Below are 26577 nucleotides of genomic sequence, written 5' to 3' on the forward strand. Positions count from 1 at the left end.
TTAGCTCTAACGCATGACTTGCGTTTGAATTTCATTTTTGTTATCGTTATACCGAGAATATTGTTTTCTCAAATAATTGACGTTTCCTGTTCAGTTTTCAAAGACCGAAATTTCTATTTCGTGCGCCCTTGTTTCTCATCAGCGCTCGTATATAATACAACACATATCCCTGTGTGTCAACAGCTTTTTTTATTTTTTTGACTTTTTTGTCATAAATCAGCAAACTGTGTCACAACGCCTTCGATACGCCGCATGCGACAGCTGGTTATCATATACCGTACAAACCTTCCCCATCGCCTATAGGATGGCAGATCCAGTGGAATAAGATCAGGGTTTCGTAAGATCCAGTCTACCGTTCATTCACACAGGCGTTCCTTACCTGCTTCATCCGAAATACCACTTCATCACATGCAGCAGTATCACAACGGTAAAATTCTATATCTTTGCCGATTCGTTCCACTGTATCCTGTCTCTGCACTGCCTGCTCTTCATCTTACTTCCATAATTTTTTAAAGAAATCTTTTACCCTCATAGTATCTCTCTTTCCTCTATGTTTTAACTATATTCGTATTCTATATATAGAAGTATACCATACACAAGGCAATACCTATGGTAAAATCAGCCTCTTCCCCAATCTTGTAGTAGATTTTGACAGTTCCCTTTCCTTCTTTTGATGACATAATAAAAGGGCTCCTATACGATTGCTTAATATCCTATAAGAAGCCCTTCTATATATCAGAATTGCAGGAAAGCTCTTTGGCATTCATTCCCTCTAACGGTTTATGCTTCCTTTTCCTCCAGTTGTGTTTGCTGCTTTGCTTCTTCCACATGTTCTTCATCCATGTTACGAAGCAGCTTTTTGAAGAAGAGCACGAACATCGTTACCGTAGTCAGAACGGCCAGTATATCCGCGATCGGCTCTGCCAGAAATACTGCCATAACCTTATCCTCTATAAACATCGGAAGGATATAAATCAGCGGGATCAAAACGATAATTTTACGAAACATCGCAAGAAATGCTGAGGTTTTTGCGTTGCCAAGGGCAATAAAGGTTTGCTGACAGGCAATCTGTGCTCCAAACAGCAGGCAACCTCCCATATAAATGCGCAAAGCCCACACGGTAATTTCTGTTAGAGCGGGATCACTGGTAAATATCGCCGCAAACATATTCGGCACCACCATGGCAAGCAGCCAGAGTACAGCAGAGTAGGTCAGACAGCTGATCAGCAACAGACGAAAGGCCTTTTTCACACGATAGGCATTGTTTGCTCCATAGTTATAGCTGATAATCGGCTGTGCTCCCTGGGTAAAGCCGGATAGTGGCAGCATGGCAAACTGCATAACACTCGATAGTATCGTCATAGCACCGACTGCAAGGTCTCCCCCATACTTCAAGAGGGAAGAGTTAAAGCACAATACGAGAATACTTTCCGTTGATTGCATTATGAAGGGTGCCACACCTAAGGCAAGTGAGGGTAACAGCACCTTTGCTTTTATACGGAAATTGCTCATGCGCAGCTTCAATATCGTCTGCTTTCCCATCAGAAAGCGCATGACCCAAACGGAAGAAATCCCCTGCGATATAACCGTGGCGAGCGCAGCACCCTGCACTCCCATATCGAAAACAAAAATCAGTATCGGATCCAAAATGATATTGGTGATTGCTCCGATTACAACGGTCAGCATACTGATTCTGCTGAAGCCCTGCGCAGATATAAAGGCGTTCATCCCAAGCGTAAGCTGGACGAAAATCGTGCCGGCAGCATATATGATCATATAGGACTGTGCATAGCCGATCGTATTCTCACTTGCTCCAAACATATAAAGCAGTGGTGTATGAAAACCGATGACAGCTATGGTAAGCACCAGAGCGGTGATGATCAGAGCACAGCAGCAGTTTCCGAGAATCTTCTCCGCACCCTTGATATCCTGCTGCCCCATCAGAATAGAAGCACGTGGTGCTCCCCCCATTGCGACAAGTGCCGCAAAGGCGGATATAATCATGATAATAGGAAAGCTGATTCCGACACCTGTCAGGGCCGTTGCACCCACTTCCGGTATATGACCGATGTACATACGGTCTACCATATTGTACAGAGCGTTAACCAGCTGTGATAAAATAGCCGGTACTGCCAGCATAAAAAATAATCTGCCAATGCGTTCCTTTCCCAAATCCACTTCTTTTGACATCTTCATTCATCATTCCTCCAATGTGTGTTCATTTGTTTCTATAATATTTTCGATATTCGCATTGATGCGATCAAAGGTCTGTAGGACGATATTTATATGCTCCTGTGGGATCCCCTTCAGAATGTGAGCTTCCACCTCACTGCGTTTTTTCAAAAGCACCTGAATGACCTCCTGTGCCGCTTCTGTCAGAAACAGGTGCTGTATACGCCGGTCACTATTGTCTGTTTCTATGTATACATATCCCTTTAGCAACAGGGATTCAATCCCTCTGGCAACCAGCCCCTTGGATATACCAAGAAATGCACTCAGCTCCTTTGCCGTATTGATTGTACGATTGTTGGATAGGAAAATCAGAATATCCACTTCGCTGGGAGAGAGCTGGTAATGCTTCAGCTCAGGCGCACTTATTCTGGCATAAACCTTACGAAAAGCCGCACAACGCTTTACAAGTGTTTCCAGATTGGTATGTTTGAGCATGTCATCACCTCCATTAGTTTACTTGTAAACGATTATAGTATATCATGTTTTCACGAACTTGCAAGCAGCAATATAGAATATGCATTGCCAAAGGCATGCTGTATTGATTCTTTACAGCTGATATAGCCCACTACCTTATCAATGCGAAGAAAGAAAATTCATAAATGAAAGGAACCACTGGCGAAGCGGCTGGAAAAGTTTGCTTTGCAGCAATCCCTTCCCGTATTCCATAAGCAGAAACAATCCCTAGCGCCTTTCAACAGAAAATATGTTGAGTTAAAAGCAGCGCATAATCCAAATGCGGACCTCTTGAATGCAAGCTGCTTCTTTTAAGACAGCTTTTATTTAACGGGACGGTAATTGCCTGTATGATATATTTATTTCCTATTAGACGATACGCCGATTTTGCATATTGCAGGATACTGCCGGAAAGACATAGGCAGGTGTTGTGATATTTACTTAGAAAGTTAAAAGCAAACCCCGACAGCACCATCCTGGAAACGGATAGAGGTTTATAACAGCCAAAGAATAAAGTGTGAAACAAAACAATTATGCAATATCTGCGACCGCACAGCGAAATGCTGGAGAAATTGAAAAAGATATGAAATATTTCGATCCTATTCTAAAGGGCATTGAATGTCTATAACGGATAGTCAGGTCATTTTCCTAATTTTGCTGTTCTATCCCGGAATAACAAAAGGGCCTCCGCTTCCATTGGATATCATCCAACAGAATAAGAGTCCCATTCTTTTTATAAGCAGATCACAGTTTTACGCAGGTAAGCGTACTGATACAGGAGGTAACTTTTTCTATGCACTGTACGCTTATTTTTCCAGCAGCCCCTCCTGTACCAGAAATTCGTGTGCAACCTCTGCCGGCTCACGTTTTTTTACATCCACCTCATAATTCAGCTTTCGCATCCCTTCGCTGCTCAGATGCTTGCTAAGCTCATTGATCACCCCAACTGCATCCGGATACTCCGTAAGCAGATGCTCGCTTACCATAGGTACCCCATAGTATGGAAGAAAATACTGTTTATCATCCTCCAGCACGACCAGATCATAATAGTCGATCAGTCCGTCCGTGGAATATGCATCAATCACATCACTTTCTTTATTGGCCAGAGCTACATAGCGTGTCGCTCCATCCATTGCAATATTATCCTGAAAGTTCATGTTCGGATATTTGCTTTTGATGCCTGGCAGCGCCTCTTTACGATTATTGAATGCCAGGGTTGGTGTGATGGTAAGACGATCGGATACCTTTTCCAGATCACTGACTGTCTTTAAATTGTATTTCTCTGCTGTATCCTTGCGCACAGTAAAGGTATAGGTATCGTTAAACGGCGTCTGATCCAGCAGTGTAAGATTATATTGTTCTTTGATTTTATCTTTCGCAATGCGATACACCTCATCTGCATTGCTGTTTGATTTCATTTTTAAAATATCGCCATATAATGTTCCGGTATAATCAACATACATGTCAATCTGACCGTTTTGCAGTGCGCTGAAGCATATCTGTACCCCGCCAAGAGAAAGATCTCTTTGAACCTTGTAGTCCGTTTTCGCTTCTATCATATCGGCATACATGTTACCGAGAATCAGCTGTTCACTCATATCGGAGCTCCCGATATGCAAAGCGTCCTTACTCACGCCCTTCATAAGTCTGCCCCCAACAGAAGCCATCAGCAGGCAAAGACACAGCAGTGATACAATAAGTTTTGTTGATTTGCGTACAGGTCGATTGGTCTGTGAATTTCCAATCGTCAGTCCTTCCGGAACAACCACACGCTCCAGGATTCCCATAAAGGAATCAATAACCAGCGCCAGAATACAGGCAGGAACTGCACCGGCCAGAATCTGCATATTGTTGGATGTTCGGATACCGGAATATACAAGGTAGCCAAGACCTCCTGCTCCGATAAAGGCCGCAATCGTCATCAGTCCGACAGCTGTAACAGCAGAAATCCGTACACCCGCCATAATAATTGGCAATGCCATGGGAATTTGTACCTTTATAAGAATCTGCGCTCTTGTCATACCGATACCCTTAGCCGCCTCCAGTGTCTGATCCGGTATGCTTTGAATACCGGTATACGTATTTTTAATAATTGGCAGCAGTGAATACAGAATAACCATAAAAATGGCCGGCTTGGAGCCGATTCCAAGGAACGGGATTGCAAACCCAAGCAAGGCAAGGCTCGGTATGGCCTGAACGATATTGGCAATTCCCAGAACCGGCTTTGTCAGCTTTTTGAGATAGGAAATCAAAATCCCAAGAGGAACACCAATCGCAATGGCAAGAATCACAGAAAACAGCGTAAGCTCCACATGCTCCCAGCTCAACGATAAAATCTGTCCCTGGATGGATTGTACATATTCGAGAAATTCACTCATGCCTGTTCACCTTCTTCCAGATCAAACTGCTTGGAGAAGGTTGTCACCAGAGAGCTTCTGGTAATCAGTCCACGCAGCTTTCCCTGCTCATCCAATACAGGAACATTGTAAAAGTCATGCTGTCTTGTCTGCTGCATAACATCCACAAGGTTATCATCCTCCTGAGCACAGTATGCAGGATTGACCATAATATCACGCACCAGCAGGTGATTGTCCCGCGGCTGTCTGCGAATCATTTTGGCCGTGATCATTCCCTGCAGCATCTGGCTGTGATCAACCACCATCAGCGTATCCACCTTGTTGTAACGCATGTATTCATAGGCACGTACCAGAGAAACACCCGGATAGGTTGTAATGACACGCTTAATCATGATATCACTGGCACGAATCAGCTCCGGCGAATCCCAGATGCGGTTTTTACCGACAAAGCTGCTGACAAATTCGTTAACCGGATGCTTTAGAATTTCCTCCGGTGTATCGAATTGCACGATATTTCCATCATGCATAATGCAGATACGATCTGCAATTTTAATTGCCTCATCCATATCATGTGTTACGAATACGATCGTTTTTCTCACGTTTTCCTGAATCTGTAAAAGCTGATCCTGCAGTGATGATCGCGTAATCGGGTCCAGTGCGGAAAACGGCTCATCCATCAGGATGATATCCGGATCAAGAGCAAAAGCTCTGGCCACACCGACTCTTTGCTGCTGACCGCCGCTGAGCTCCTGCGGATAGCGTTGGGAAAATTCGGCATAGTCCAGTCCAACCATTTCCATCAGCTCCCTGGTCCTTGCCCTGCGCTGTGCCTGCTCCACATGCTCCAGCTTTGCAATCACCTCCATATTATCCTCTATATTCATATGCGGAAACAAGCCTGTCTGCTGGATGACATATCCCATATTTCTTCGCAGACGAATCACATCCTCATTTCGAATATCACTGCCATTCAAAAGTATCTGACCTTTCGAGGGAGCGATCAAACGATTGATCATTTTCAGGGACGTTGTCTTCCCGCAGCCGCTGGGGCCGATAAGTACAACAAATTCACCGTCGTGAATCTCCATATTGATATCATGAAGAACCTCCTGATTTTTAAAAGTTTTGGAAACATGCTGAAATTCCAACATCTATATTCCTCCTCTCTTTTCCAAATAGAAAAAACTGTCTGTCGACAGCGTACCGGCGACGTAAGATGAAAGGCGATTTCTGCGTCCCCATCCTTTTTCACCATGTGTAGTTATAAGTATAACACAGTTTGAAAAAAATGTAAAATCCATGGTAAAAAGCAAAGATTTTTTCATTTTATTTCAGTCACAGCAATTCTTACATTATCTGCAGGAGCTCACCATTATCCTATGTTTTTCATAAAAAAAGGATTGCAATTCCTAAATAAATACGCTATAATAACAAAGCAATCGCCCGAGTGGTGAAACTGGTAGACGCAACGGACTCAAAATCCGTCGGTAGCAATACCATGCCGGTTCGAGTCCGGCCTCGGGCACCAGTAAACCAGACAACAGATACATCGTATCTGTTTTTTTTATTTATGAGAATTCCGATTCCATTTTCAATTGATCCGCATTGTACACACCGGCTTATGCGATGGCACAGTCATTGTCTGCTGTTTCAAGCTTCATATATATACCCGCCAGCTTTTTTTGCAAATCATTCCTAAAAAAAAGAAAACCATCGCAACAATCAATGAAAGATATATCCTTATTCATCGATTGTGTTGAAGGTTTTTTTATACCTGCTGCTATGCCTTATGCAGACAATGCGTGCTTACTGATTCAGGAATAGCGCTTACTTTTCCACCTGCTTCATGACTGCCGCCTTCTGCTGCTCATCGATCATATTTTCACGAATCATTGCATTCAGTACCTGAATCTGCCGATTTCTGGCTGCGGATTCATGATTACTCAGCTGATAATTTGCGGGAGATTGTGGAAGACCTGCCAAAAGCGTTGCCTCATCCAGCGTCAGATCCTTTGGCTCCTTATGAAAATATCCCTCACTTGCCGCCTTGATTCCGATATAATTATCTCCGTAATTGATCACGTTGACATACAGCTCCAATATTTCTTTTTTGCTCAGTTCCCTTTCAAGATCGTATGCGGTAAAAATCTCACTGACCTTGCGCAGATAGGACGGCTGATAGGTGTAATACATATTTTTTGCCAGCTGCTGCGTGATGGTGCTCCCTCCTCCGCGAATCTGCCCCGCCAGCACATTCTGGTACAGTGCTCTGGCCATGGAACGGTATTCCACCCCATGATGCTCATAAAAGCGCCGGTCCTCGATTGCAACCGTTGCCTGCAGCAGCTCTTCGCTGATTTCATCATACGTTACATAGGACTTTTTATGTTTAATTTCCTCTACCTTTTCACTGATGCTGACCTCATTGGTAGCCTTGACATAATTCACAAAGCCAAGTCCTACAAACAGTGTGAGAGCAATCAAAACGATCAGCAGCAAAATCAGGAACAGTTTTCTTATAATCTTCACTTTATCACCATACTCATTATAGCATACTTATTCCCCTGTGAAGCTAACTTACAGATTCGTTATAAAATCGTCAGGAAACAGAAAGATTCTTCAAAATCAGAATACAAGAAACAAGATAAAATAAAACACGGTCATCACCGTGTATTATCTGTTTGCGTTCACTGACTTCATTATCTGTTTAATCTGAGCCTCAGATGGTTTTCTTCCCATTTGTAAAAACATCGCACGAATCATTTTCTCGTTGATAGGCGGGTTTTCTCTAAGTTCTTTCTCGAATTTCTTTTTTGTGAAATAGAAACCGAGGAATCCCCCAATTGCCAATCCTACAAGGGTAAATAACACAGAGCTTAAAAAATCCATATGTAATCCTCCTTACAATAAGCATATTTTACTATTTTTATGGAGATTTTACAATAGTTTTCGCCCTATTTATCCACTTCTTGGACCAGAAGGCAGCGATATTTTCTTTTCAGCAGCTGATAAAACGGATTCGTGCAATCCTCCATGCAGGCCGCTCCCTCCCGTATGTACACCACATATACCCGGGATTTCAAAAAATGATCATAGCTGAGACAGTCCTTTCTGCACTCGATTTCCTTTTGAAAGAAAGCCTCCGCACTCTCTTGCAGGGACTGCATTTCTATCGGAATCTGGATTCTGCTTCTTTGCTGCTCATCCATCCCTTCCAGCAATACCTGTATGTTCCCACTCTGCTTCATGATATCATAAAAGGCAGGCTGAATCGCATAACACAATTTCATAGATTATCACCCGCTTACATTGTACATCGCCCATTAGTGTGAGATTTGTAGAATTTTGTGGAACGGATTGCTTTTATGGCAGAAACCGCTGCAGCTTGAAGGTGCGGATTCTGGCCGATCAGACACAGCGAAAAACTGGTATACAGCATGTAAAGCCCTCAACGTTAAAAGGGAGGAATCGGGTTACGAATGTCCCGATTCCCACCTCATCATTCTTTATCTGTGTAAATCAATATCCGAGAAATCATATTTCTCAAGGGTAGATGCAATCGTCTTATCCTTGATTGCCAAATTTTCCTTGGTCATGCGTGCTTTCGCTTTCGGCATATTTTCTATAGTCGCCGGTCCGCAGATACAGCCGCCCTGACATGCCATACCCTCCAGAATGTCTGCCTGAAACCGATTCACCTTCATCATGAGCAGCGCTTTTTTGCAGGCATCGCTTCCATCTGCATATTCCGCTGTTACCGCCTCATCATTATTCTCCTTTAAAGCAACGGCAACCGCCTTGGATACACCACCGCCGACAGAGAAGAATCGTCCATAGGCAGAAGCGGTATCCTCTTCCTTCGCAGGAACATTTTCCGGAGAGATATGCCTGGATACAAACATTGCACCAAGCTCTTCGAAGGTGATACAGAAATCAACCTCACTGTCCTGAACCTCCTGCTTTTTCGCAACACATGGTCCCACGAATACGACCTTGCAATTCGGGTGATGCTTTTTCAGATAGCGCGTTGTCGCAACCATTGGGCTTACCATATGTGAAACACTGCTTTCATATACCGTCGGGAAATGCTGCTTCGCCATGTTTACGAAGGCAGGGCAGCAGGAGGTAGTGATTTTCTTTCCCTCTGCCTTGTGCTTTTTTGCATCTTCCTTTTCATACCATGCCACAGCATCCGCTCCAATAGCCGCTTCGTATACGTCGCTAAAGCCCAGCTCACGCATTGCCTGCATGATCTGCGGCAGCGTTGCGCTGTCAAACTGCCCCTGAATAGCAGGAGCAAACACCGCATAAACCTCTTCTTTTTTCTTCAGTAGCTCGATAACATCCAGCATCCAGGACATATCCTCGATTGCGCCAAACGGACATTTCGCCTGACAGGCACCACAATTTATACATTTTGCCTCATCGATTTTCGCCAGTCCGTCTTCTCCCATACGGATCGCATCGACCGGACAGCTTTTCATGCAGGGACGCTGTGTTTCAACGATGGCATTGAACGGACATGCATTTTTGCAGGCCCCGCATTCCTTACATTTATCATAATCGATGAAAGCGTGATCCTCCCCCATATGAATCGCATCAAATTTACATGCAGACAGGCAGGCCTTTGCCATACACTTCCGGCAATTATCCGTCACCTGTATTTTATGGATGCTGCAGCCGTCACATGCTGCTTCAATCACGCGTACAATCTGACGCTTGTTGTCATTCTCCACCGGTACCGGCGGCTTACCAAGCGCCATTCGCGTCCGCTGGCGTATGATTTCTTTTTCCTTATAAATACAGCAGCGGAATTCTGCATGTTTCCCCGGAATCAACAGATTCGCTACCTCATCACAGACGTCATCATTCAGTTTTCCATCAAACGCACGCTTGCTGACCTCTCTCAGTACGTCGAATTTAAACTGTCTGGCTTCGTGATCAAATAATGACATAATATCCTCCTCTATGCGCAAGCAGTATAAACAGCTTGTGCTTTTTTTAACATGATAATTATATCACAAAGCGTACGTATAAAAAAAGCGGTAAATCGTAAAAATTTACAGCTTTTTATGTATTTATACTTTTTTTCAGCAGATATCCTGCTGCTTCTCTTTCTTCTTTCGTCCCGGCTTATATTCAATATATAGAATGGAGGAGAAAATCAGACAGGCTCCGAGTATCATCGGAGGACTCATTACCTCCCCCAGCAGCAGGAAGGAGAAGATGGAAGCAAACAGCGCCTCCATGGACAGGATCAGGGATGCGCTGTTGGCAGTTGTAAATTTCTGCGCAAAGGTCTGCAGCAGATAGGCAAGCAGAGTTGACACAAAAATCAGATAGGCCACATTTCCTGCCGCATGCCAGTTAAAGGAGGTCGGCGGCTGTTCCAGCGTCAATGCACATATCGTGGAAATAACGCCGGCTGTCATCATTTGCAAAGCGGTCATGCACACCGTATCCACATGGGCAGAGTAGCGTTCCAGCGCAATGATATGCAATGCGAAGAACAAGGCGCAGATAAGGGACAGCATATCGCCGAAGCCCAGCATGAGTGCATCCTTTTTCAACGTCAGCAGTGCAATACCCACAATGCACAGCAATGAAGCAATCAGCTCCTTGCGGGAGGGACGCCGATGCCAAAGCAGCCAGAGCAGATAGGGCACAAACACCACATTGGTAGCGGTCAGAAATGCATTCTTACTCGGCGTTGAATACTTCAAGCCAAAGGTTTGAAAGGCAAACGCCAGAAACAGAAATATCCCTGTCACGATTCCATGTCCAATCGTTGCACGATCCAGCCTGCGCAGCTTTTTCCAGCAGATCAGCAGTGGAAAAACAGCAGCCCCTACAAAACGTATCATCATGATATAAAACGGAGACAACGCATCCAGCGCTCCGTCGGTAGCGATGAAACCGCCTCCCCAGACAACGGTAACAACCACCAGTATCATATTTGCGTATATTTTTTTCATAATTCACCTCATTGGTCAACATCATACCACAGCCTTTTCGCTGCCGCAAGTATTCTTTATCAGGAAATATAAGCTTTTTTCGTATCCTTTTTACAGTCGAAGTCCCCGTCCCATGCAAGCAAAAAAAGGATTGCTATTTCTCTATCTCCATATTATAATAATACCCATGAGAAATCAGTCTCGTTTTTTTATACAATTTAAGAGAGAGGAAGCGTTTGTATGAGATTACTGGAAGAATACATAAAAAAATACGGCAATGCTCTGAATGAGGATGTTTTGAAGGTGGATGCTTTTTTGAACCATCAAATCGATGCACAGCTGATGATGGAGCTGGCAAAGGATTTCAAAGAGCATTTCAAGGATAAGCACATCACCAAAATTGCGACAATTGAGACAAGTGGTATCGCACCCGCAGTCATGCTCGGTTACTTGCTGCAGGTTCCCGTTGTCTATTTCAAAAAGGATACCTCCCGGATCATGAAGGACGATCTGTATACCTGTCAGATCCATTCCTTTACCAAAAACAAGGATTATGATATCATCTGCAGTAAGAAATATTTGTCCGCTGATGACCATGTCCTGTTTCTGGATGATTTCATGGCGAATGGTGAGGCATGTCTTGGCGGGATTGAAATACTGAAGCAGGCAAACGCTGTTATCGAAGGCATAGGAATCGTAATTGAGAAAGCCTTTCAGCAGGGGCGCCTGAAGGTAGAGGCGCAGGGGTATCCGGTGTATTCTCAGGCACGCATCGCTTCCCTTTCACAGGGAATGATTACATTCGTTTCCGAAGAGTACGAGGTTGCATAGGCGAGTATTATACATAATCCGGACACTGTCCGGTTTTTTTCTGCTTTTGGTATGCCCCACACCCCCATACATAGTGATTGCGAGACTGTATCTTTTTATTGAAGCTGCACACGCCCCCCTCTGCCGCGCCCTCGCTTATTTCACCGCTGAAATATCCTAAGGATTTTTCAATCTGCAAAGGATGCAATACTTCAATAAAAAAGGAAGACTGCACAGCGATTTCGTAATCGCATACACTCTTCCCTTCTACATATATGTGAAAGCATACACAGCAGAACTGCCTGTTCGGCTGCATCAATCCTCTGCTTTTCTGACCTCCAGCTTTTTCACGACACTCACAAGAAGCGGTATCATCACCAGCTGCAGCACAATGCCGGGTATCGCAGTAACAAAGGTGGCAGTTAAAAATATCTGCACGGTATATGCCTTGTGTGCCATGCTCAGCAGCACCAGGTTGGCAAGTCCGCTGACTGCCCTTCCTGCCAGCATCGTGATAATTAAAGAAGGATACAGCGGCAACTTTTTTGTCATCCATCCGCTCAAAAAGCCATACGTCGACAGCTCCAAACACATGGCAATTCCGGTCGGCATGAGCGGCGGCATGCCGGTTAATGCACTCGACAGCAGCGGTGTCAGCATGCCAACCAGAGCGCCATAGGCGGGGCCGCACACAAATCCGCACAGCAATACCGGTATATGCATCGGCAGAAAAACTGTGCCTGCCTGCGGTCCGAAGGAATGAAAGGCAAAGGGCAGTACAAGCCCCAGTGCCAGAAAGAATGCTGACAGTGTCAGCTGTTTGACCTGATTACTCATAAAATCCCCCTATTTTGTTACGGCAGAAAACATATCCTCATAGATTTTTTTCAGCTCCTGCGTTTCCTTCTCTGTCATTTTCCGTTCATGCGCATCATGACCATCCACCGTACCAATGTGTCCGGAAACAGCCTTTCCATCCTTTACGACCACGACAAAGGGCACGTAAAGCTGATACTCACCTTGATCATCCTTTTCCATAAACTGCTTTGTATAAGAAATCATCTCCAGCTTCTGCTTTGGTGTATAGAGAAGCTCCTTCTTGTCATCTCTTGTTCGTATGTATAAGATATGCTGCTTATCTGCCTTCGCGACTTCATTCATCACAGGCAGTGCCTCCACACACCACGGACAGCTTGGATATCCGAAATACAGGATTGCACTTTCCTTTTTCTGAAATACGGAAAGAGCCTCCTGCATATCCGAATCTACAAACTGATTTTTTGTTTCCCTAAAATCCTTATATCCGCTCATATCCGCACTTTCATCAATTCCGCAGGCACTGCTTTTATCTGTTTCATCTGAGCAGTAGGCATCCTTTTTATTCGGTTCTGACTTATCTGTCTCCGTATTTGCACTGCATGCGCATAACAGGCTGACCATGAGCAGCAGAACGATTTTTTTCATAAAATCACCTCATTTGTCTGTGTTGATTATATCATACCTGTCTGTAAAATCACATAAAAACCATATAAAATATATCATCAGGAAAAGAACCGACTCCCTATCCAGTCAGTGGGATACTGTAAATTTCCTTCAGCTCATATCAAGCACAGATGTAATGTCGTTTTTACTGAACAGTATTATGTATTGCTTTTCACCATATGTTCCAGCGTATCGAAAGGGAAAAGAAAACGGACAGCTTCACCATCCGTTTCTTTCGATCAGTCCTTCAGCAGTGTAACAAGAACCGCCTTTTGCGCATGTAGACGATTTTCCGCTTCGTCGAAGATTTCATCCGCATGAGCTTCAAATACCTTCTCTGTAATTTCCTCTTCCCGATGTGCAGGCAGGCAGTGCAGTACCATGGCATCCGCTTTTGCCACAGCCATGCATGCATCATTGATCTGATAGATGCCCTCAAAGATCTTCCTGCGTTGAGCAGCCTCCTGCTCTTCCCCCATGCTCGCCCACACATCCGTCACCAGTACATCCGCATCCTTCGCGGCCTCCAGCACATTCTGGGTCAGTGTGAAGCGTCCGCTGGCCTGTGCACGCTTCGTGATTTCCTCATCCGGCAGATATTCCAGCGGGCAGGCACATGCCACCTCCATGCCGGCGAGAATTCCACCGTTGATCAGGGAATTCGCCATATTATTTCCGGCACCGATAAAGCACATTTTCAAACCCGTAAGAGTACCCTTGTGTTCCCGAATCGTCTGTAGATCTGCCAGCACCTGACAGGGATGCACATAGTCTGTCAGACCATTGATAATCGGAATGCTTCCATATTCCGCAAGCTCCTCTACATCGGAATGCTTGTACGTGCGAATCATAATGCCATCCAGATAGCGGGACAGCACACGTGCCGTATCCTTGATTGGCTCTCCGCGTCCCAGCTGCATATCATTGGCATTCAGATACAGTGCAGTGCCACCCAGCTGTGCCATTCCCGTTTCAAAGGAAACACGGGTTCTGGTGGATGATTTGGTAAAAATCATACCAAGCGTTTTATTTCGCAGGTATGGCGTAAACACACCCTTTTTCACTTCTTTTTTCAGACTGTCTGCCAAATCCAGCAGATCATACAGCTCTTCCTTTGTCAAATCTGCAAGTGTCAGTAAATGCTTCATCGTCTTCCTCCTTACGCAATCTGCGTCAGTACAGCTTCCATAACATCCATCGCTTCCTTCAGCTCATCCAGCGTGATGGTAAGCGGAGGCAGCAGGCGGAGCTTGTCCTTAGCCGTTAAAAGCAATACGCCCTTTTCAATGCATGCAGCCACAACATCCCTGGCTGTAACACCATCCAGAACCACACCACGCATGAGTCCCAGACCATTGACCTGTACGACATGCGGCATTTCGCTCAGTCGCTGCTCTACATAAGCACCCTTTTTTTGAACAGCGCTCAGAAACGCTTCATCCATGCGCTTTAATACAACACATGCACCGGCACAGGCAATGGGATTGCCACCGAACGTTGTACCATGATCGCCGGGATGAAAGGTGTCGGATACCTTTTCCGACAACAGGACACCACCAATCGGAAGACCGTTCCCCAGCCCCTTTGCTGTGGTAACGATATCCGGATGAATCCCATACTGTTCATACGCATACAGGGTACCGCAACGCCCGATACCGGTCTGCACCTCATCCACGATCAGCAGGATGTCCCGCTCCCTGCACAGCTCTGCCACCGCGCTCACAAACGCCGGCTCCAGTGGAAGTACACCGCCTTCTCCCTGAATCATCTCCAGCATGACAGCACAGGTACGCTTGCTGACTTTGCTTTTCAAATCCGCGATATCATTGGCAACCGCATGTACAAATCCGGGTGTAAAGGGATCAAAATGCTGGTGGAAATGATCCTGTCCGGTTGCACTCAACGCCGTAATGGTTCGTCCGTGAAAGGAATTCACCAGCGTGATGATTTCATGCCGTCCAGAGCCATAATGATCACTGGAATATTTTCTGGCAACCTTGATTGCACCTTCATTCGCCTCTGCTCCGGAATTCGCAAAAAACATATTGGTAAAGCCGCATCGCTCACACAGCAGCTCTGCCACATCACTGTCCGGCTGTGAATAATACAGATTGGACACATGCGGAAGCGTGGCCGCCTGGCTCGCAACAGCCTGTACCCATGCATCATCCGCATAGCCAAGTGCATTTACACCGATACCGGCTGTCAGATCCAGATATTCCTTTTCATTTTCATCATATACCCGACAGCCCTTGCCATGCGTCAGCACAACATCAAAGCGTGCATACGTGTGGGCGATATAGTGCTGATCATTCTCTTTTATACCCATATTCTCACTCCTCTACCAGGGTTCCGATGCCTTCTTCACTGAACATTTCAATCAGGATGGAATGCGGAACCCGTCCATCGATAATCACCGCCCGCTGCACAGAGCCCTGTACAGCTGTCACCAGACAGTCCACCTTGGGAATCATCCCGCCGCTGATGACACCATCCTTTTTCAATTCCTCGATTTCGGATAACGTCGCTCTTGGAATCAGCGAGCCTTCATCCTCGGGATTTCGTAAAAGCCCCGGTATATCGCTAACCAGAATCATATTTTCCGCATGCAGCTTAGCCGCAATACTGGCCGCTGCCGTATCTGCATTGATGTTATAGGCATGTCCTGCCGCGTCACAGCCGACACTGGCCACCACCGGAATATAGCCCTTTTCAATGATATCCAGAATCAGCTCCTCATGAATCTCCTCGATTTCACCGACATAGCCGAGATCGCCCTCATCCACCGTATACTGCCTTGCCTGAATACAATTGGCATCCATTCCGCTGATGCCGACCGCTCTGGCCCCCTTCTGGTTGATCAGGGACACCAGATCCTTATTCGTTTTTCCAGCCAGCACCATCTGTACAACATCCATTGTTTCCTCATCTGTATAGCGCAGTCCTGCGACAAAGCGTGACTGCTTACCAACCTTATGCAGCATACCATTGATTTCCGGCCCTCCGCCGTGCACCAGCACGACATGCACACCGATTTCCGACAGCAATACAATATCCGTCATGACATTTTGCTTCAGCGTTTCATTTTTCATGGCGTTTCCGCCGTATTTAATGACAACGATTTTACCGTTATACTTCTGTATATACGGAAGTGCCTTGGACAATATGGTCGCTTTCTGTATGGCATCTATTTTCAATGTACTCACATCTCCCTTATCCTATGTTCGATAGTCTCCATTGATTTTCACATAATCATACGTCAGGTCACAGCCCCACGCCGTAGCCTGTGCACTCCCCTGCTTCATATCAATCAGAATATCAATTTCACTCTCACTTAAAATACAAAGTGCCTCTTCCTCATCAAAGCCGCAGCCTGCGCCATCCTTACATACCAGCATACGGCCTGCCTTACTGGCTAGCGTGACATCCACCTTATGAATATCAAAATCCCCCTCTGCATATCCGATGGCACACAGGATACGCCCCCAGTTGGCATCACGTCCGAACATGGCAGCCTTGAACAAAGAGCTTGTGACAACGGATTTTGCAATCGCTTTCGCTGTTTTCGTATCCTTGGCAGAGGCTACCCTGCAGGTCAGCAGCTTGGTAGCTCCTTCCCCGTCCTTGGCGATATTTCGACTTATTTCCACACAGATTTCCATCAGTGCCTGCTTAAAGGCTTCATAATCCTCATTACGCTCACAGATTTCCGGATTCTTTGCCAGACCATTCGCAAGAATACTCAGCATGTCATTCGTTGAGGTATCTCCATCGACACTGACCATATTGAAGGTGTCTGCGACTACCTCATGCACAACGGCATCCAGCAGCTCGGCAGAAATCGCCACATCGGTTGTGAGGAATGCCAGCATCGTTGCCATGTTGGGGTGAATCATACCGCTCCCCTTGGCCATACCGCCGATATGACATACCCTGCCCTGCAGCGTAAAGGTCACTGCGAATTGTTTCTTAAAGGTGTCTGTGGTCATGATTCCCTCACATGCATCGCTTCCGCCCTTCACATCCAGTGCAGAAACCAGCTCCTGCATGTGCTCTTCAAACGGTGTAATGCTCAGCGGCTCACCAATGACTCCGGTAGAAGCAACGATGATATCCTCTGCGTTTAGATTCAGTTCCTGTGCGCAAAGCTCACACATGCGATTTGCGATTTCCTCTCCATTGGCGTTGCAGGTATTTGCATTGCCGGAATTGCAGATGATCGCCTGGGCATGACCGTCCTGCAGATGCCGCTTTGTAACAGCGATCGGTGCTCCCTTCACCTTGTTTAATGTATATGTGCTGGCAGCAGTACACATGACACTGCTGTAAATCAGAGCCAGATCCTTTTTCGAGCGGTTCCTGCGTATCCCGCAGTGAATTCCAGCAGCCTGAAAGCCCACAGGTGCACAAATACCGTTTTCCATCCAAGTAACCATAATCAATTTCCTTTCCCTAGAAGGAGGCAGGCACATACATCAGCCCGCTGTCCTCCTTACAGTCGAACAGAATGTTCATATTCTGTATGGCCTGTCCGGCAGCACCCTTCACCATATTATCGATGGCCGATACCAGAATCAGGCGGTTATTGCGAGCCTCCATATGCAGGGATACATCGCAGAAATTCGAATACTTAATATATTTCAAATCCGCACAGCTGCCCAGAGGCAGTACGCGGACAAAGGGTTCGTCCTGATAGAACAGCCGATACATCGTCCAAAGCTCCTCCAGAATTGCTTCATCCGTCAAATCCACATAAATCGTTGAAATGATACCGCGGTTAATGGGCAACAGGTGCGGTGTAAAGGTAATGCTGGCTTTGCTGTGGCACAGCTCGGACAGAGTCTGTTCAATTTCCGGTGTATGGCGGTGTGCCGCAACCTTATACGGAGCAAAGGCTTCGTTGCAGCGCGGGAAATGTGTGTTATCACTCAGTCCCTTGCCTGCCCCGGTTGTCCCTGACTTCGCATCGATGATGATATGCTGCTCATTGACCAGCCCCAGCTTCATGAGCGGTGCAAGTGCCAGCGCGATGCTGGTTGGATAACAGCCCGGATTACCAATGATATCCGCCCCTTTGATTTGCGCACGATACAGCTCCGGCAAGCCGTACACAGCCAATTCATGGAGCTCACTGTCATGATAATCCAGCTTGTACCATTCCCTGTAATCCTGCTCATCACGCAGACGGAAATCCGCCCCCAGATCAATGAATTTCACATGAGCATCATAGCATTTGCGTGCCAGCGGCTCACTGAGTCCGTGCGGCAGGGATGCAAATACGATATCCGATGCTGCAATCACCGTGTCCTCATCGCTGAACACCATATCACAGAGCTGGTAAAAGCCCGGATATAATTCACTGATAGGCTTTCCGGTATAGCTTTGGGAGCTGATTGCCGTCAGCTCGGCATATGGATGCATCAGCAGCAGCCGCACAAGTTCTGCACCGGCATAGCCGCTGGCTCCAATGACCCCCGCTTTAATCAATTTCATCTGCATCCATCTCCTTTTGTATCGCTTTCACATGTTCAATATGTGCGGCAACGATTTCCGGAGCCGGTCCGCCGATGACCTTTCGCTGTTTCACACAGGTCTCCAGAGAAATCGCTTCATAGATGTCTTCTTCAAACTCATCACTGAAGCTTTTATACTCATCCAGTGTCAGTGTTTCCAGTGTTTTTTCCTGTTCCTGTGCATAGCTTACCAGTCTGCCCAAGACCCGGTAGGCGTCCCGAAATGCCATGCCCTTCTTCGTCAGATAATCGGCGCAGTCGGTCGCATTGATAAAGCCCCTGGCGGCTGCATTACGCATATTATCCTTGCGAATTGCAGCGCTTTTGAGCATCGGTGTAAAGGTGGTCAGACACAGCTGCACTGTATGAAGGGCATCAAAAACTGCCTCCTTATCCTCCTGCATATCCTTATTATAGGCAAGCGGAAGTCCCTTCATCATCGTCAGCAGCGTCTGTAAATCGCCATAGACCCGTCCGGTTTTTCCACGAATCAGCTCTGCCACATCCGGATTCTTCTTCTGCGGCATAATGCTGCTTCCTGTCGCAAAGGCATCGTCCAGCTCCATAAATTTAAATTCCCAGGAGCACCACAGAATCACCTCTTCCGCAAAACGGGACAGATGCATCATAACCATAGAAAGATCGGATGCAATTTCTATACAGAAGTCGCGATCACTGACACCGTCCAGAGAATTCATGCTGATGCTGTCAAAGTGAAGCTGCTCCTTTACAAATTCCCGGTCAATCGGATAGGTGGTAGCTGCCAGAGCACCGCTTCCCAGCGGGAGTGTGCGAATTCGCTTCTGTGCCTCCTGCAATCGCTGAAGGTCGCGTAAAAACATCTCCGCATATGCCATCAGATGATGCGCAAAGGTGATGGGCTGCGCACGCTGCAGATGCGTGTAGCCCGGCATGATGGTTTCCGTATGCTCCTGTGCCTTTTCACACAGGACCGTAAGCAGCTCCTGCAGCTTGTCACATACCGTACGTACCTCATCACTGCAATACATACGGGTATCCAGTGCCACCTGATCATTACGGGAGCGCGCTGTATGCAATCGCTTTCCCGCATCCCCGATCCGTTTTGTAAGCTCCTGCTCCATGAACATATGAATATCCTCGGCTGAGGGATCAATCAAAAGCGCGCCGCTCTCAATATCTCTTTGAATCGCTTCCAGCCCCTGCGCGATGGCAGCACCGTCTGCTTTTGAAATAATTCCCTGCTTTGCAAGCATGGCCGCATGCGCCATGGAGCCTTTTATATCCTGTGTAACCATAAGATGGTCAATGGAAATACTGGAGTTGAAATCATTCAGCCGCTGATCCGCTTCCTTCTTGAATCGTGCATCCCATAAATTCATATGCTCTCATCCTCTCTTTTCCTTGTATGCCAGAAGGCAGTGCAGTCTAAATGCTGCAGCATTCAACAGACTCCCCTTCTTATCTATATTTATTTCTTCCTTTTTTCATCCATGATCGCCTTTACCTTGATTGGCAGCCCATACAGATTGATAAAGCCTGCGGAATCATTTTGATCATAGGAATCATCCTCACCAAAGCTTGCAATCTGCTCGGAATATAAGGTATATGGCGAGGAAATGCTGGCCGGTGTAAGATTTCCCTTATACAGCTTGATTTTCACCTCACCGCTCACGGTTTCACTTGTCTTATCGACAAAGGCACTCAATGCTTCACGAAGCGGAGTGAACCATTGTCCGTTGTAGAGGATTTCACCGAATTTAATTCCTACCCCCTGCTTGTAATGCATGGTTTCCTTATCCAGACAGATGGATTCCAGCCACTGATGCGCCTTATATAAAATGGTTCCGCCCGGTGTTTCATAAACACCACGGCTCTTCATTCCCACCAGCCGGTTTTCTACCATATCAATGATACCGATGCCGTTGGCACCGCCAATCTCATTCAGCTTTGTTACCATTGCCTGACCGCCCAGCTTTTCACCATTTAATGCTGTCGGAATTCCCTTCTCAAAGGTCAGAGTGATATAAGTCGGTGTATCCGGAGCCTGTTCCGGGGTCACTCCCATCTCCAGTATGTCATCATACTGCGGCTCATTCATCGGATCCTCCAGATCCAGCCCCTCATGGCTTAAATGCCACAGATTTTTATCCTTGGAATAATTGGTTTCTCTTGAAATCTTTAACGGAATGTTATGCGCTTCTGCATAATCAATTTCATCATCTCTGGATTTCAGCTCCCATGTTCTCCATGGCGCTATAATCGGCATATCCGGTGCAAACGCCTTGATTGCCAGCTCGAAGCGTACCTGATCATTCCCCTTACCGGTACAGCCGTGACAAATAGCGTCTGCCCCCTCCTGTTTCGCGATTTCCACCAGCTTCTGTCCAATCAGCGGACGTGCAAAGGCTGTACCCAGCAGATATACATCCTCATAAATGGCATTGGCTTTTAAACAGGGATAGATATAATCCTCCACAAATTCATCCTTCAAATCCAGAATATACAGCTTGCTGGCACCGGTCTTGATCGCTTTTTCCTCAAGTCCATCCAGCTCTGTTCCCTGTCCTACATCCGCAGAAACCGCAACGACCTCACAGTTATTGTAATTTTCCTTCAGCCACGGGATGATAATGGAGGTATCCAGCCCTCCGGAATATGCAAGTATTACCTTCTTAATGTCTTTTGTTTCCATGTTCTTCTCCTCTTCTTTCTGTTATTCTTTCTCTACGTTCATTGTAACACGTTTTCAGCCCTTCTCGTCGTTTTCATCGTCGTTTCATCATATTTTTCATATCCTCACCTCATGTACAAAAAAAGCGCCGTTCGATATACTCGAAAGACGCTTGCACGCGGTACCACTTCCGTTGCTCTGTCAGAGACAGAACCCCTTGTTTCATAACGCAGAAAGATCGCGTCCCATGATACTTGATTCCCACAGGCTCTAGCAGGTGCGCTTCCCCATACGTTTCACAACAGCCTTCCACCATCGCTGTCTCGCTTTTGATTCCGGTATGACTACTCTCCTGCATCATCGATTTGTTGAATACATCATACTACTGTGAAAACTCAATGTCAACCTTTAATTTCATAAATTTACATTTCGCTATCATTTCTTTCAATTTTATTACAAAATAAACTTATTTCTTTCATTTCATATCATTTCAAGCAAGACTGCTTTGACAATCCCTGCGGAATACAGTAGAATTTAACCATACATATGAAATAACCGTCAGGAGGGAATTTTATGAACTTTATCTTTATTTCTCCGCACTTTCCGGAAAGCTACTGGCTGTTCTGTCAGGGACTGAAGAACAACGGTGTCAATGTGCTGGCGATTGCGGACACTCCGTACAACTCGTTAAGCACCAATCTGAAGAATTCCATCAATGACTTCTATCAGGTTTCCAGTCTTGAAAACTACGATGAAATGCTGCGGGCAGTTGCCTGGTTCACCTATAAGCATGGAAAAATTGACTGGATCGAATCAAACAATGAATACTGGCTTCGTCAGGATGCAGCGCTGCGCAGAGATTTCCATGTTGAAACCGGATTCCCCTGCGAAGCGCTTGACAACTGTCAGAGCAAGCATCGCATGAAGGAGTTTTTCGCGGCTGCCGGATTGAAAACCGCCCGCTGGCAGCTGGCAACCAATCTGGAGGATGCACAGAAATTTACAGAGCTTGTCGGATATCCGATTGTAATCAAGCCGGATATCGGTGTAGGTGCCAGTGATACGCACAAAATCAAAAACGGGGATGAGCTGCGCACTGCCTTTGCTCATGGCTTTAAGGAAGCTATGATTATGGAGGAATACATAAACGGGAGCTGTTTTTCCTTTGACGGTATTACAAACAGTAAAAAGGAGCTGCTGTTTGTGACCTCTCATCAGTACACGGATAGTATTATGGATGCTGTCAATGAACAGAAAAATATCGGCTGTTATTCCTATAAGGATATTCCTGCCGATATCATGGAGGCCGGTACCCGCAGTGTGGAAGCCTTTGATACACGCAGCAGATTCTTCCATTTTGAATTTTTCCGTCTGCTGGAGGATCAGCCGGTTGGTAAAAAAGGCGATATCATCGGCCTTGAGGTCAATATGCGCCCGCCTGGCGGCTTCCTGCCGGATATGATCAACTTTGCCAATGACAGCAATGTCTATCAGCTGTGGGCAGACATGATCGTTCATGACACGATCCATTACCAGCAGGTGCGCAAGTATTCCTCCGGCTTCATCGGAAGAAGAGACCGCCTGCACTATGCACATACCACGCAGGATATTCAGGACACCTATCGCGACAGTATTCTGATGATTCGCCGTCTTCCTGCGGCCCTTGCCACTGCTATGGGGGATGAGGTGATTGTGGCACGCTTTAAAACCGAGGAGGAAATCCTTGATTTCTTCCGCTATGTACAGGAATAAAAAACCGATAAAGCAGGATACCCCTTTTATGAAAAAGGTCATAAAAAGAGATTTCTTAAATGATGAGCTTCATTTTTGAAACCTCTTTTTCTATTGGCCATACATAATCTGGATGACACAGCCTGTTCTTTTATTAACTCAAAGGTCTGTAGTCCTATAATGCGGCACGCAGCACAGCCTCCACCTTTTCCTTTGTCGGTACACCCTCCAGCAGCTTAACACCATCCACGAAATAGGTTGGAACATACCAGTAATCCAGAGAATCCGCAAGCTCCTTCTGTTCCTGTTCCTCAATCGCCTCTATGTTTACACCCCGCAGCTCAGGATAGCTGTCCTGCAATTCCTTTACCATTGCGAATGCCGCTTTGCAATGCGGACATCCCTTCAAATACATCATACGTACATGCTTCATGAACATCATCTCCTTTATATTACTATAGCACAGCATGCCCAAAAACCACAGAAATATGCCTACAGCAGCATTGTCAGCGCCAGCAAAAGCTGTGCAGTGTAGTACAGACTCAGATTCCATCGTGTCATGCGCGTTGTGTTGCGATTGCCAAACAGCATAAATGCCAGAATCAAATCGCTCAATACAAAACACAGGGATGCAATATTCAGGATGCCACCATACAGCATGCCATCCTGCAAATGCCACAGAGCGCACGCTTCCATAAATAAAATAACAGCAGCATACACCGTACTCGGAAGACGCATCTCCTGGAAATCTACCTGTTTTTTCTTCAGAACTTCAATCACGAGCAATGCCAGCAGAATTGAACATATTGCGACCAGAATCCCCGCTTTCACCGGCATGACAAAAAGTGCAGCTACATACGCGAGATGCCCGAACAGGAAAAAAAGCAATCCACCCAGAAAGAAGAGGTTCTTCCTTTTTGGATAGCAAAACGGCAGGGCCAGCAAAACATCCCCAATCGCTCCCGATACAAGTCCTATCAGCATCCATTCACCATAGCGCCTGTCAACACATGCTGCAAATGCGCAGAAGCCGACGAGCAGAAAACAGAAGGAGGAAGCACTTTTCCAGAACAGGGATGTAAATGCGGAGGAATGCTCCTTAAAAATATAATACACAACAACGAAAAGAAACAGCAGACATGCAATTTTGATCATAGCCTCGCTCCCCTTTCTATCCCAATTATAACAAACCCAACATCATCTGACATCATTTTTGTGCTATAATACTGACCATGAGGTGATGGTATGATTGAGAAACGAGATATTTATATCCCCTGCTTTCAGGATATGAGAATGCTGCATATCTATCTGCCGGAGGATTATGAGAAGGAAACAAGACATTACCCTGTCCTGTATATGTTTGACGGGCACAACCTGTTTTATGATGAGGATGCGACATTTGGCAGAAGCTGGGGGTTAAAGCGATGGCTGGATGAGCATACGATGCCTCTCATCGTTGTCGGTGTGGAATGCAATCACGAGGGAAATCGCCGGCTGGAGGAATTTTCTCCCTATGATTTCAGTGATGCGACGGTTGGCTTTATTCACGGACAGGGGAAAGAGCTGATGGAGTGGATGAGCAGCGACCTCAAGCGGTGGATCGATCATGCCTATCGAACATTGCCAGGAAAACACCACACAGCCATCGGTGGAAGCTCTATGGGTGGTTTGATGGCACTGTATGCGGTTGTCCATCACTGTGATATTTACAGTAAGGCGGCAGTCCTCTCCCCTTTCATTTATCGTTTAAAGGATGAGCTTCTAACTGAAATCCGGGCCTGTCCCAAGCTGCGTTCTCATAAAATTTATATCTCATGGGGGAGTGATGAATTTCGCACCAAGCAGCAGCTGGCGCTTGCCAGTGGCAGAATACTCGAGCTGATGCGCTGTCTTGAGGAGAAGGAGGCAAAGGTATATCCCAACCTCGTTTTCAAGGGACGGCATAATGAGGAAAGCTGGGAACAGGAGCTGGATACCGTCCTGACATGGCTGTTTACCGAATAAAAAAGCGGACATTTGAAATCCGCTTTTTCTGTATTCACAGCAGAATATTCGCAATCACCAAAACGAGCATAATCAAGAGGAGCACAGCCAGCAGAATCAGAAAATCTCTGCGATACCGGTTCCAATATGCCTGCATATCATTTCCGTATGCAATATCCTTCTGCAGCCGCTCTCTGACAGCCTTTGTCATCACGATTTTCTTACGTCCTGACATTGCCGTCCCCTCCTTTCCCTATCTATATCATACCATAGGATATGCGGATGTACATACTTCTGGAATAATCAGATGAGTTTTGGGAAAGGTTGTCCGCATACTACTCCGTCAGGGAAATATAATAGGGTACGATATTCACATATGCTCCATCGCTCTGCAAAAAGCCGCCCGGTATCGTGCCCAGAGAATGAAATCCCAGACTCTCATACAAATGCCGTGCGGAAGCATTGCTCTCTACGACTGCGTTAAATTGCAGAATGCGAAAGCCTAAACTTCTTGCGGTCTTCATACAGTCCAGCACCAGCGCTTTGCCGATATGCTTTCCTCTTTGCTTCTGATTCACAGCAAAGCTGGCATTGCATATATGTCCGCACCGGCCGACATTATTCGGATGCAGGATATACAGCCCCACCACAGTATCCTCATCGATGCAGACACGCGTTTTGCTCTGCGAGGAAAAAAAGACATCGCCGCTTTGCTCATCCAGCTGCTCCAGCTGAGGAAAACATTTCCCTGGGCGACTACAGCATTCCATATGCGACACATCTGTGACAGATCATTCACTTGATAATCCCGCAGCATCCGCTATTCTCCATTGATGATCAGCTCCCTGGTTGTTCGCTTGGGAACATGATGCACATCCTGTGCATCCCGGTAATATGTCGTATCTCCCTGTACATTTACATCCTCAAGTACAATCGTTTCGTCCGGTTTTCCAATAGCCACAACCAGCAGCGGCACGAGATTTTCGCTCAGCTTCAGCACCTCATGCAGCGCATTCTTTTGAAAGCTGCCGATCATACACCGCCAAGCCCCAACTCAGCAGCACGCAGCAGCATCGTCTGAGCGACAATGCCGACATCCTTCTGATAAGCCTCCAGTGCAGTTGAAATGGCAGTATCCTGACAGATTACAATAAAGGCTCTGGGACAATGTCCCTCATACGGCACCTCTTTCTTTAGGGCTTTTGCCCACGCGGTTAAGGGCTGAATCTGATTCGTCTTTTCCCTCTCACATGCCAGATAGTATTTCAGCGCCTGTTTATTAACGCTGGACGGTGTCAGTCTGGCATGCTCTACCAGATCGACCAGCTCTTCCCTGGTAACCGCTCTTGTTTCATCATATCCCCGATAGCTTCGGTTTTTCAATAACAGATCCTTCAGCATAAAGATCC

The 26577-nt window shown here is 46.2% G+C and carries 29 protein-coding genes and 1 tRNA gene; 4 read left to right on the forward strand and 26 right to left on the reverse strand.

Going from position 1 to position 26577, the window contains the following annotated elements; translation table 11 throughout:
- Positions 1–349 precede the first annotated feature (349 nt).
- From KSZ58_RS23215 to KSZ58_RS12205, 5 genes are all read right to left on the reverse strand, one after another.
- Positions 350–478 (reverse strand): hypothetical protein, encoded by a 129-nt coding sequence (locus tag KSZ58_RS23215; protein WP_009587581.1) that lies wholly within the window; start codon positions 476–478, stop codon positions 350–352.
- 302 nt (positions 479–780) lie between these two features.
- On the reverse strand, positions 781–2196 hold the full coding sequence (locus KSZ58_RS12190) for an MATE family efflux transporter (protein WP_009587599.1): 1416 nt from the start codon (positions 2194–2196) through the stop codon (positions 781–783).
- Positions 2197–2199: 3 nt separating this feature from the next.
- Positions 2200–2667 carry a MarR family winged helix-turn-helix transcriptional regulator gene (locus KSZ58_RS12195; protein WP_002611390.1) on the reverse strand — a complete coding sequence of 156 codons (468 nt, stop codon included), beginning with the start codon at positions 2665–2667 and terminating at the stop codon, positions 2200–2202.
- Positions 2668–3491: 824 nt separating this feature from the next.
- On the reverse strand, positions 3492–5063 hold the full coding sequence (locus tag KSZ58_RS12200; RefSeq protein ID WP_008817100.1) for a glycine betaine ABC transporter substrate-binding protein: 1572 nt from the start codon (positions 5061–5063) through the stop codon (positions 3492–3494).
- A complete protein-coding gene (locus tag KSZ58_RS12205; RefSeq protein WP_002611392.1) occupies positions 5060–6193 on the reverse strand; it encodes an ABC transporter ATP-binding protein in 1134 nt (377 codons plus the stop codon). The genes KSZ58_RS12200 and KSZ58_RS12205 overlap by 4 nt, the downstream gene beginning before the upstream one ends.
- Positions 6194–6483: 290 nt before the next feature.
- Here KSZ58_RS12205 and KSZ58_RS12210 point away from each other — a divergent pair.
- Positions 6484–6570 (forward strand) — tRNA-Leu (locus KSZ58_RS12210).
- Between the two features lie 299 nt (positions 6571–6869).
- Here KSZ58_RS12210 and KSZ58_RS12215 read toward each other — a convergent pair.
- From KSZ58_RS12215 to KSZ58_RS12235, 5 genes are all read right to left on the reverse strand, one after another.
- Positions 6870–7571 carry a biosynthetic peptidoglycan transglycosylase gene (locus KSZ58_RS12215; RefSeq protein ID WP_002611394.1) on the reverse strand — a complete coding sequence of 234 codons (702 nt, stop codon included), beginning with the start codon at positions 7569–7571 and terminating at the stop codon, positions 6870–6872.
- A gap of 144 nt (positions 7572–7715) precedes the next feature.
- Positions 7716–7931 (reverse strand): YneF family protein, encoded by a 216-nt coding sequence (locus KSZ58_RS12220; protein WP_002611396.1) that lies wholly within the window; start codon positions 7929–7931, stop codon positions 7716–7718.
- 65 nt (positions 7932–7996) lie between these two features.
- On the reverse strand, positions 7997–8332 hold the full coding sequence (locus KSZ58_RS12225; RefSeq protein WP_008817099.1) for a hypothetical protein: 336 nt from the start codon (positions 8330–8332) through the stop codon (positions 7997–7999).
- 216 nt (positions 8333–8548) lie between these two features.
- Positions 8549–9997, reverse strand: a complete 1449-nt coding sequence (locus KSZ58_RS12230) for a 4Fe-4S dicluster domain-containing protein (protein WP_002611399.1) — start codon at positions 9995–9997, stop codon at positions 8549–8551.
- Between the two features lie 135 nt (positions 9998–10132).
- Positions 10133–11017: a DMT family transporter gene (locus KSZ58_RS12235; RefSeq protein WP_008817098.1), complete on the reverse strand. Its 885-nt coding sequence runs from the start codon at positions 11015–11017 to the stop codon at positions 10133–10135.
- Positions 11018–11236: 219 nt separating this feature from the next.
- On the opposite strand from KSZ58_RS12235, the gene KSZ58_RS12240 reads away from it, so the two are divergent.
- Positions 11237–11827, forward strand: coding sequence for a xanthine phosphoribosyltransferase (locus tag KSZ58_RS12240; RefSeq protein ID WP_008817097.1), 591 nt, complete (start codon positions 11237–11239; stop codon positions 11825–11827).
- Positions 11828–11834: 7 nt separating this feature from the next.
- Here KSZ58_RS12240 and KSZ58_RS12245 read toward each other — a convergent pair whose 3' ends face one another.
- From KSZ58_RS12245 to KSZ58_RS12290, 10 genes are all read right to left on the reverse strand, one after another.
- Positions 11835–12122: a hypothetical protein gene (locus KSZ58_RS12245; protein WP_008817096.1), complete on the reverse strand. Its 288-nt coding sequence runs from the start codon at positions 12120–12122 to the stop codon at positions 11835–11837.
- Positions 12122–12643 carry an ECF transporter S component gene (locus KSZ58_RS12250; protein WP_008817095.1) on the reverse strand — a complete coding sequence of 174 codons (522 nt, stop codon included), beginning with the start codon at positions 12641–12643 and terminating at the stop codon, positions 12122–12124. Before KSZ58_RS12250 ends, KSZ58_RS12245 begins: the two co-directional genes overlap by 1 nt.
- 9 nt (positions 12644–12652) lie before the next feature.
- Positions 12653–13270, reverse strand: a complete 618-nt coding sequence (locus KSZ58_RS12255) for a transporter accessory protein (protein ID WP_008817094.1) — start codon at positions 13268–13270, stop codon at positions 12653–12655.
- Positions 13271–13527: 257 nt separating this feature from the next.
- Complete coding sequence (gene argF / locus KSZ58_RS12260; protein ID WP_002611409.1) at positions 13528–14436, reverse strand: ornithine carbamoyltransferase; 909 nt, start codon at positions 14434–14436, stop codon at positions 13528–13530.
- An 11-nt stretch (positions 14437–14447) separates the two neighbouring features.
- Positions 14448–15617 (reverse strand): aspartate aminotransferase family protein, encoded by a 1170-nt coding sequence (locus KSZ58_RS12265; RefSeq protein ID WP_008817093.1) that lies wholly within the window; start codon positions 15615–15617, stop codon positions 14448–14450.
- Positions 15618–15621: 4 nt separating this feature from the next.
- The gene (gene argB / locus KSZ58_RS12270) at positions 15622–16494 is read right to left on the reverse strand and encodes an acetylglutamate kinase (RefSeq protein WP_008817092.1); all 873 of its coding nucleotides are present in this window, start codon (positions 16492–16494) and stop codon (positions 15622–15624) included.
- A gap of 12 nt (positions 16495–16506) precedes the next feature.
- Positions 16507–17724 (reverse strand): bifunctional glutamate N-acetyltransferase/amino-acid acetyltransferase ArgJ, encoded by a 1218-nt coding sequence (argJ, locus tag KSZ58_RS12275; protein WP_008817091.1) that lies wholly within the window; start codon positions 17722–17724, stop codon positions 16507–16509.
- A 16-nt stretch (positions 17725–17740) separates the two neighbouring features.
- The gene (gene argC / locus KSZ58_RS12280) at positions 17741–18781 is read right to left on the reverse strand and encodes an N-acetyl-gamma-glutamyl-phosphate reductase (RefSeq protein WP_008817090.1); all 1041 of its coding nucleotides are present in this window, start codon (positions 18779–18781) and stop codon (positions 17741–17743) included.
- Entirely contained in the window at positions 18768–20162 is a 1395-nt protein-coding gene (gene argH / locus KSZ58_RS12285; protein ID WP_008817089.1) for an argininosuccinate lyase, read from the reverse strand. Before argH ends, argC begins: the two co-directional genes overlap by 14 nt.
- An 89-nt stretch (positions 20163–20251) precedes the next feature.
- Positions 20252–21475 (reverse strand): argininosuccinate synthase, encoded by a 1224-nt coding sequence (locus KSZ58_RS12290; RefSeq protein WP_002611420.1) that lies wholly within the window; start codon positions 21473–21475, stop codon positions 20252–20254.
- Positions 21476–22027: 552 nt separating this feature from the next.
- Here KSZ58_RS12290 and KSZ58_RS12295 point away from each other — a divergent pair.
- Positions 22028–23206 (forward strand): acetyl-CoA carboxylase biotin carboxylase subunit family protein, encoded by a 1179-nt coding sequence (locus KSZ58_RS12295; RefSeq protein ID WP_009270956.1) that lies wholly within the window; start codon positions 22028–22030, stop codon positions 23204–23206.
- A 154-nt stretch (positions 23207–23360) separates the two neighbouring features.
- Here KSZ58_RS12295 and KSZ58_RS12300 read toward each other — a convergent pair whose 3' ends face one another.
- Positions 23361–23618: a thioredoxin family protein gene (locus KSZ58_RS12300; protein WP_008817087.1), complete on the reverse strand. Its 258-nt coding sequence runs from the start codon at positions 23616–23618 to the stop codon at positions 23361–23363.
- 59 nt (positions 23619–23677) lie between these two features.
- Positions 23678–24340 carry a lysoplasmalogenase family protein gene (locus tag KSZ58_RS12305; protein ID WP_008817086.1) on the reverse strand — a complete coding sequence of 221 codons (663 nt, stop codon included), beginning with the start codon at positions 24338–24340 and terminating at the stop codon, positions 23678–23680.
- Between the two features lie 90 nt (positions 24341–24430).
- On the opposite strand from KSZ58_RS12305, the gene KSZ58_RS12310 reads away from it, so the two are divergent.
- Positions 24431–25189, forward strand: coding sequence for an alpha/beta hydrolase (locus KSZ58_RS12310; RefSeq protein ID WP_008817085.1), 759 nt, complete (start codon positions 24431–24433; stop codon positions 25187–25189).
- Between the two features lie 34 nt (positions 25190–25223).
- Here the strand turns inward: KSZ58_RS12310 and KSZ58_RS12315 are convergent, their stop codons facing one another.
- The 4 genes from KSZ58_RS12315 to KSZ58_RS22740 all read right to left on the reverse strand — a co-directional run bounded on the left by KSZ58_RS12315 (position 25224) and on the right by KSZ58_RS22740 (position 26569).
- Positions 25224–25403, reverse strand: a complete 180-nt coding sequence (locus KSZ58_RS12315; RefSeq protein WP_002611429.1) for a hypothetical protein — start codon at positions 25401–25403, stop codon at positions 25224–25226.
- A 100-nt stretch (positions 25404–25503) separates the two neighbouring features.
- Entirely contained in the window at positions 25504–25938 is a 435-nt protein-coding gene (locus tag KSZ58_RS12320) for a GNAT family N-acetyltransferase (protein WP_009270957.1), read from the reverse strand.
- Between the two features lie 50 nt (positions 25939–25988).
- Positions 25989–26204 carry a hypothetical protein gene (locus tag KSZ58_RS22735; RefSeq protein ID WP_254884720.1) on the reverse strand — a complete coding sequence of 72 codons (216 nt, stop codon included), beginning with the start codon at positions 26202–26204 and terminating at the stop codon, positions 25989–25991.
- Positions 26201–26569 (reverse strand): nitroreductase family protein, encoded by a 369-nt coding sequence (locus tag KSZ58_RS22740; protein ID WP_254884721.1) that lies wholly within the window; start codon positions 26567–26569, stop codon positions 26201–26203. Before KSZ58_RS22740 ends, KSZ58_RS22735 begins: the two co-directional genes overlap by 4 nt.
- Positions 26570–26577 lie beyond the last annotated feature (8 nt).

The organism is Erysipelatoclostridium sp. DFI.2.3, from assembly GCF_019132535.1.
In the GTDB taxonomy this organism is placed as follows: domain Bacteria; phylum Bacillota_I; class Bacilli_A; order Erysipelotrichales; family Erysipelotrichaceae; genus Clostridium_AQ; species Clostridium_AQ innocuum.

Coding starts and splice junctions, on each gene's coding strand:
- KSZ58_RS12190 (WP_009587599.1), bottom strand. CDS start 2,196: ATGAAGATGTCAAAAGAAGTGGATTTGGGAAAGGAACGCATTGGCAGA.
- KSZ58_RS12195 (WP_002611390.1), bottom strand. CDS start 2,667: ATGCTCAAACATACCAATCTGGAAACACTTGTAAAGCGTTGTGCGGCT.
- KSZ58_RS12200 (WP_008817100.1), bottom strand. CDS start 5,063: ATGAGTGAATTTCTCGAATATGTACAATCCATCCAGGGACAGATTTTA.
- KSZ58_RS12205 (WP_002611392.1), bottom strand. CDS start 6,193: ATGTTGGAATTTCAGCATGTTTCCAAAACTTTTAAAAATCAGGAGGTT.
- KSZ58_RS12220 (WP_002611396.1), bottom strand. CDS start 7,931: ATGGATTTTTTAAGCTCTGTGTTATTTACCCTTGTAGGATTGGCAATT.
- KSZ58_RS12225 (WP_008817099.1), bottom strand. CDS start 8,332: ATGAAATTGTGTTATGCGATTCAGCCTGCCTTTTATGATATCATGAAG.
- KSZ58_RS12230 (WP_002611399.1), bottom strand. CDS start 9,997: ATGTCATTATTTGATCACGAAGCCAGACAGTTTAAATTCGACGTACTG.
- KSZ58_RS12235 (WP_008817098.1), bottom strand. CDS start 11,017: ATGAAAAAAATATACGCAAATATGATACTGGTGGTTGTTACCGTTGTC.
- KSZ58_RS12240 (WP_008817097.1), top strand. CDS start 11,237: ATGAGATTACTGGAAGAATACATAAAAAAATACGGCAATGCTCTGAAT.
- KSZ58_RS12245 (WP_008817096.1), bottom strand. CDS start 12,122: ATGCAGCCGAACAGGCAGTTCTGCTGTGTATGCTTTCACATATATGTA.
- KSZ58_RS12250 (WP_008817095.1), bottom strand. CDS start 12,643: ATGAGTAATCAGGTCAAACAGCTGACACTGTCAGCATTCTTTCTGGCA.
- KSZ58_RS12255 (WP_008817094.1), bottom strand. CDS start 13,270: ATGAAAAAAATCGTTCTGCTGCTCATGGTCAGCCTGTTATGCGCATGC.
- argF (WP_002611409.1), bottom strand. CDS start 14,436: ATGAAGCATTTACTGACACTTGCAGATTTGACAAAGGAAGAGCTGTAT.
- KSZ58_RS12265 (WP_008817093.1), bottom strand. CDS start 15,617: ATGGGTATAAAAGAGAATGATCAGCACTATATCGCCCACACGTATGCA.
- argJ (WP_008817091.1), bottom strand. CDS start 17,724: ATGGTTACTTGGATGGAAAACGGTATTTGTGCACCTGTGGGCTTTCAG.
- argC (WP_008817090.1), bottom strand. CDS start 18,781: ATGAAATTGATTAAAGCGGGGGTCATTGGAGCCAGCGGCTATGCCGGT.
- argH (WP_008817089.1), bottom strand. CDS start 20,162: ATGAATTTATGGGATGCACGATTCAAGAAGGAAGCGGATCAGCGGCTG.
- KSZ58_RS12290 (WP_002611420.1), bottom strand. CDS start 21,475: ATGGAAACAAAAGACATTAAGAAGGTAATACTTGCATATTCCGGAGGG.
- KSZ58_RS12295 (WP_009270956.1), top strand. CDS start 22,028: ATGAACTTTATCTTTATTTCTCCGCACTTTCCGGAAAGCTACTGGCTG.
- KSZ58_RS12300 (WP_008817087.1), bottom strand. CDS start 23,618: ATGAAGCATGTACGTATGATGTATTTGAAGGGATGTCCGCATTGCAAA.
- KSZ58_RS12305 (WP_008817086.1), bottom strand. CDS start 24,340: ATGATCAAAATTGCATGTCTGCTGTTTCTTTTCGTTGTTGTGTATTAT.
- KSZ58_RS12310 (WP_008817085.1), top strand. CDS start 24,431: ATGATTGAGAAACGAGATATTTATATCCCCTGCTTTCAGGATATGAGA.
- KSZ58_RS12315 (WP_002611429.1), bottom strand. CDS start 25,403: ATGTCAGGACGTAAGAAAATCGTGATGACAAAGGCTGTCAGAGAGCGG.
- KSZ58_RS12320 (WP_009270957.1), bottom strand. CDS start 25,938: ATGGAATGCTGTAGTCGCCCAGGGAAATGTTTTCCTCAGCTGGAGCAG.
- KSZ58_RS22735 (WP_254884720.1), bottom strand. CDS start 26,204: ATGATCGGCAGCTTTCAAAAGAATGCGCTGCATGAGGTGCTGAAGCTG.
- KSZ58_RS22740 (WP_254884721.1), bottom strand. CDS start 26,569: ATGCTGAAGGATCTGTTATTGAAAAACCGAAGCTATCGGGGATATGAT.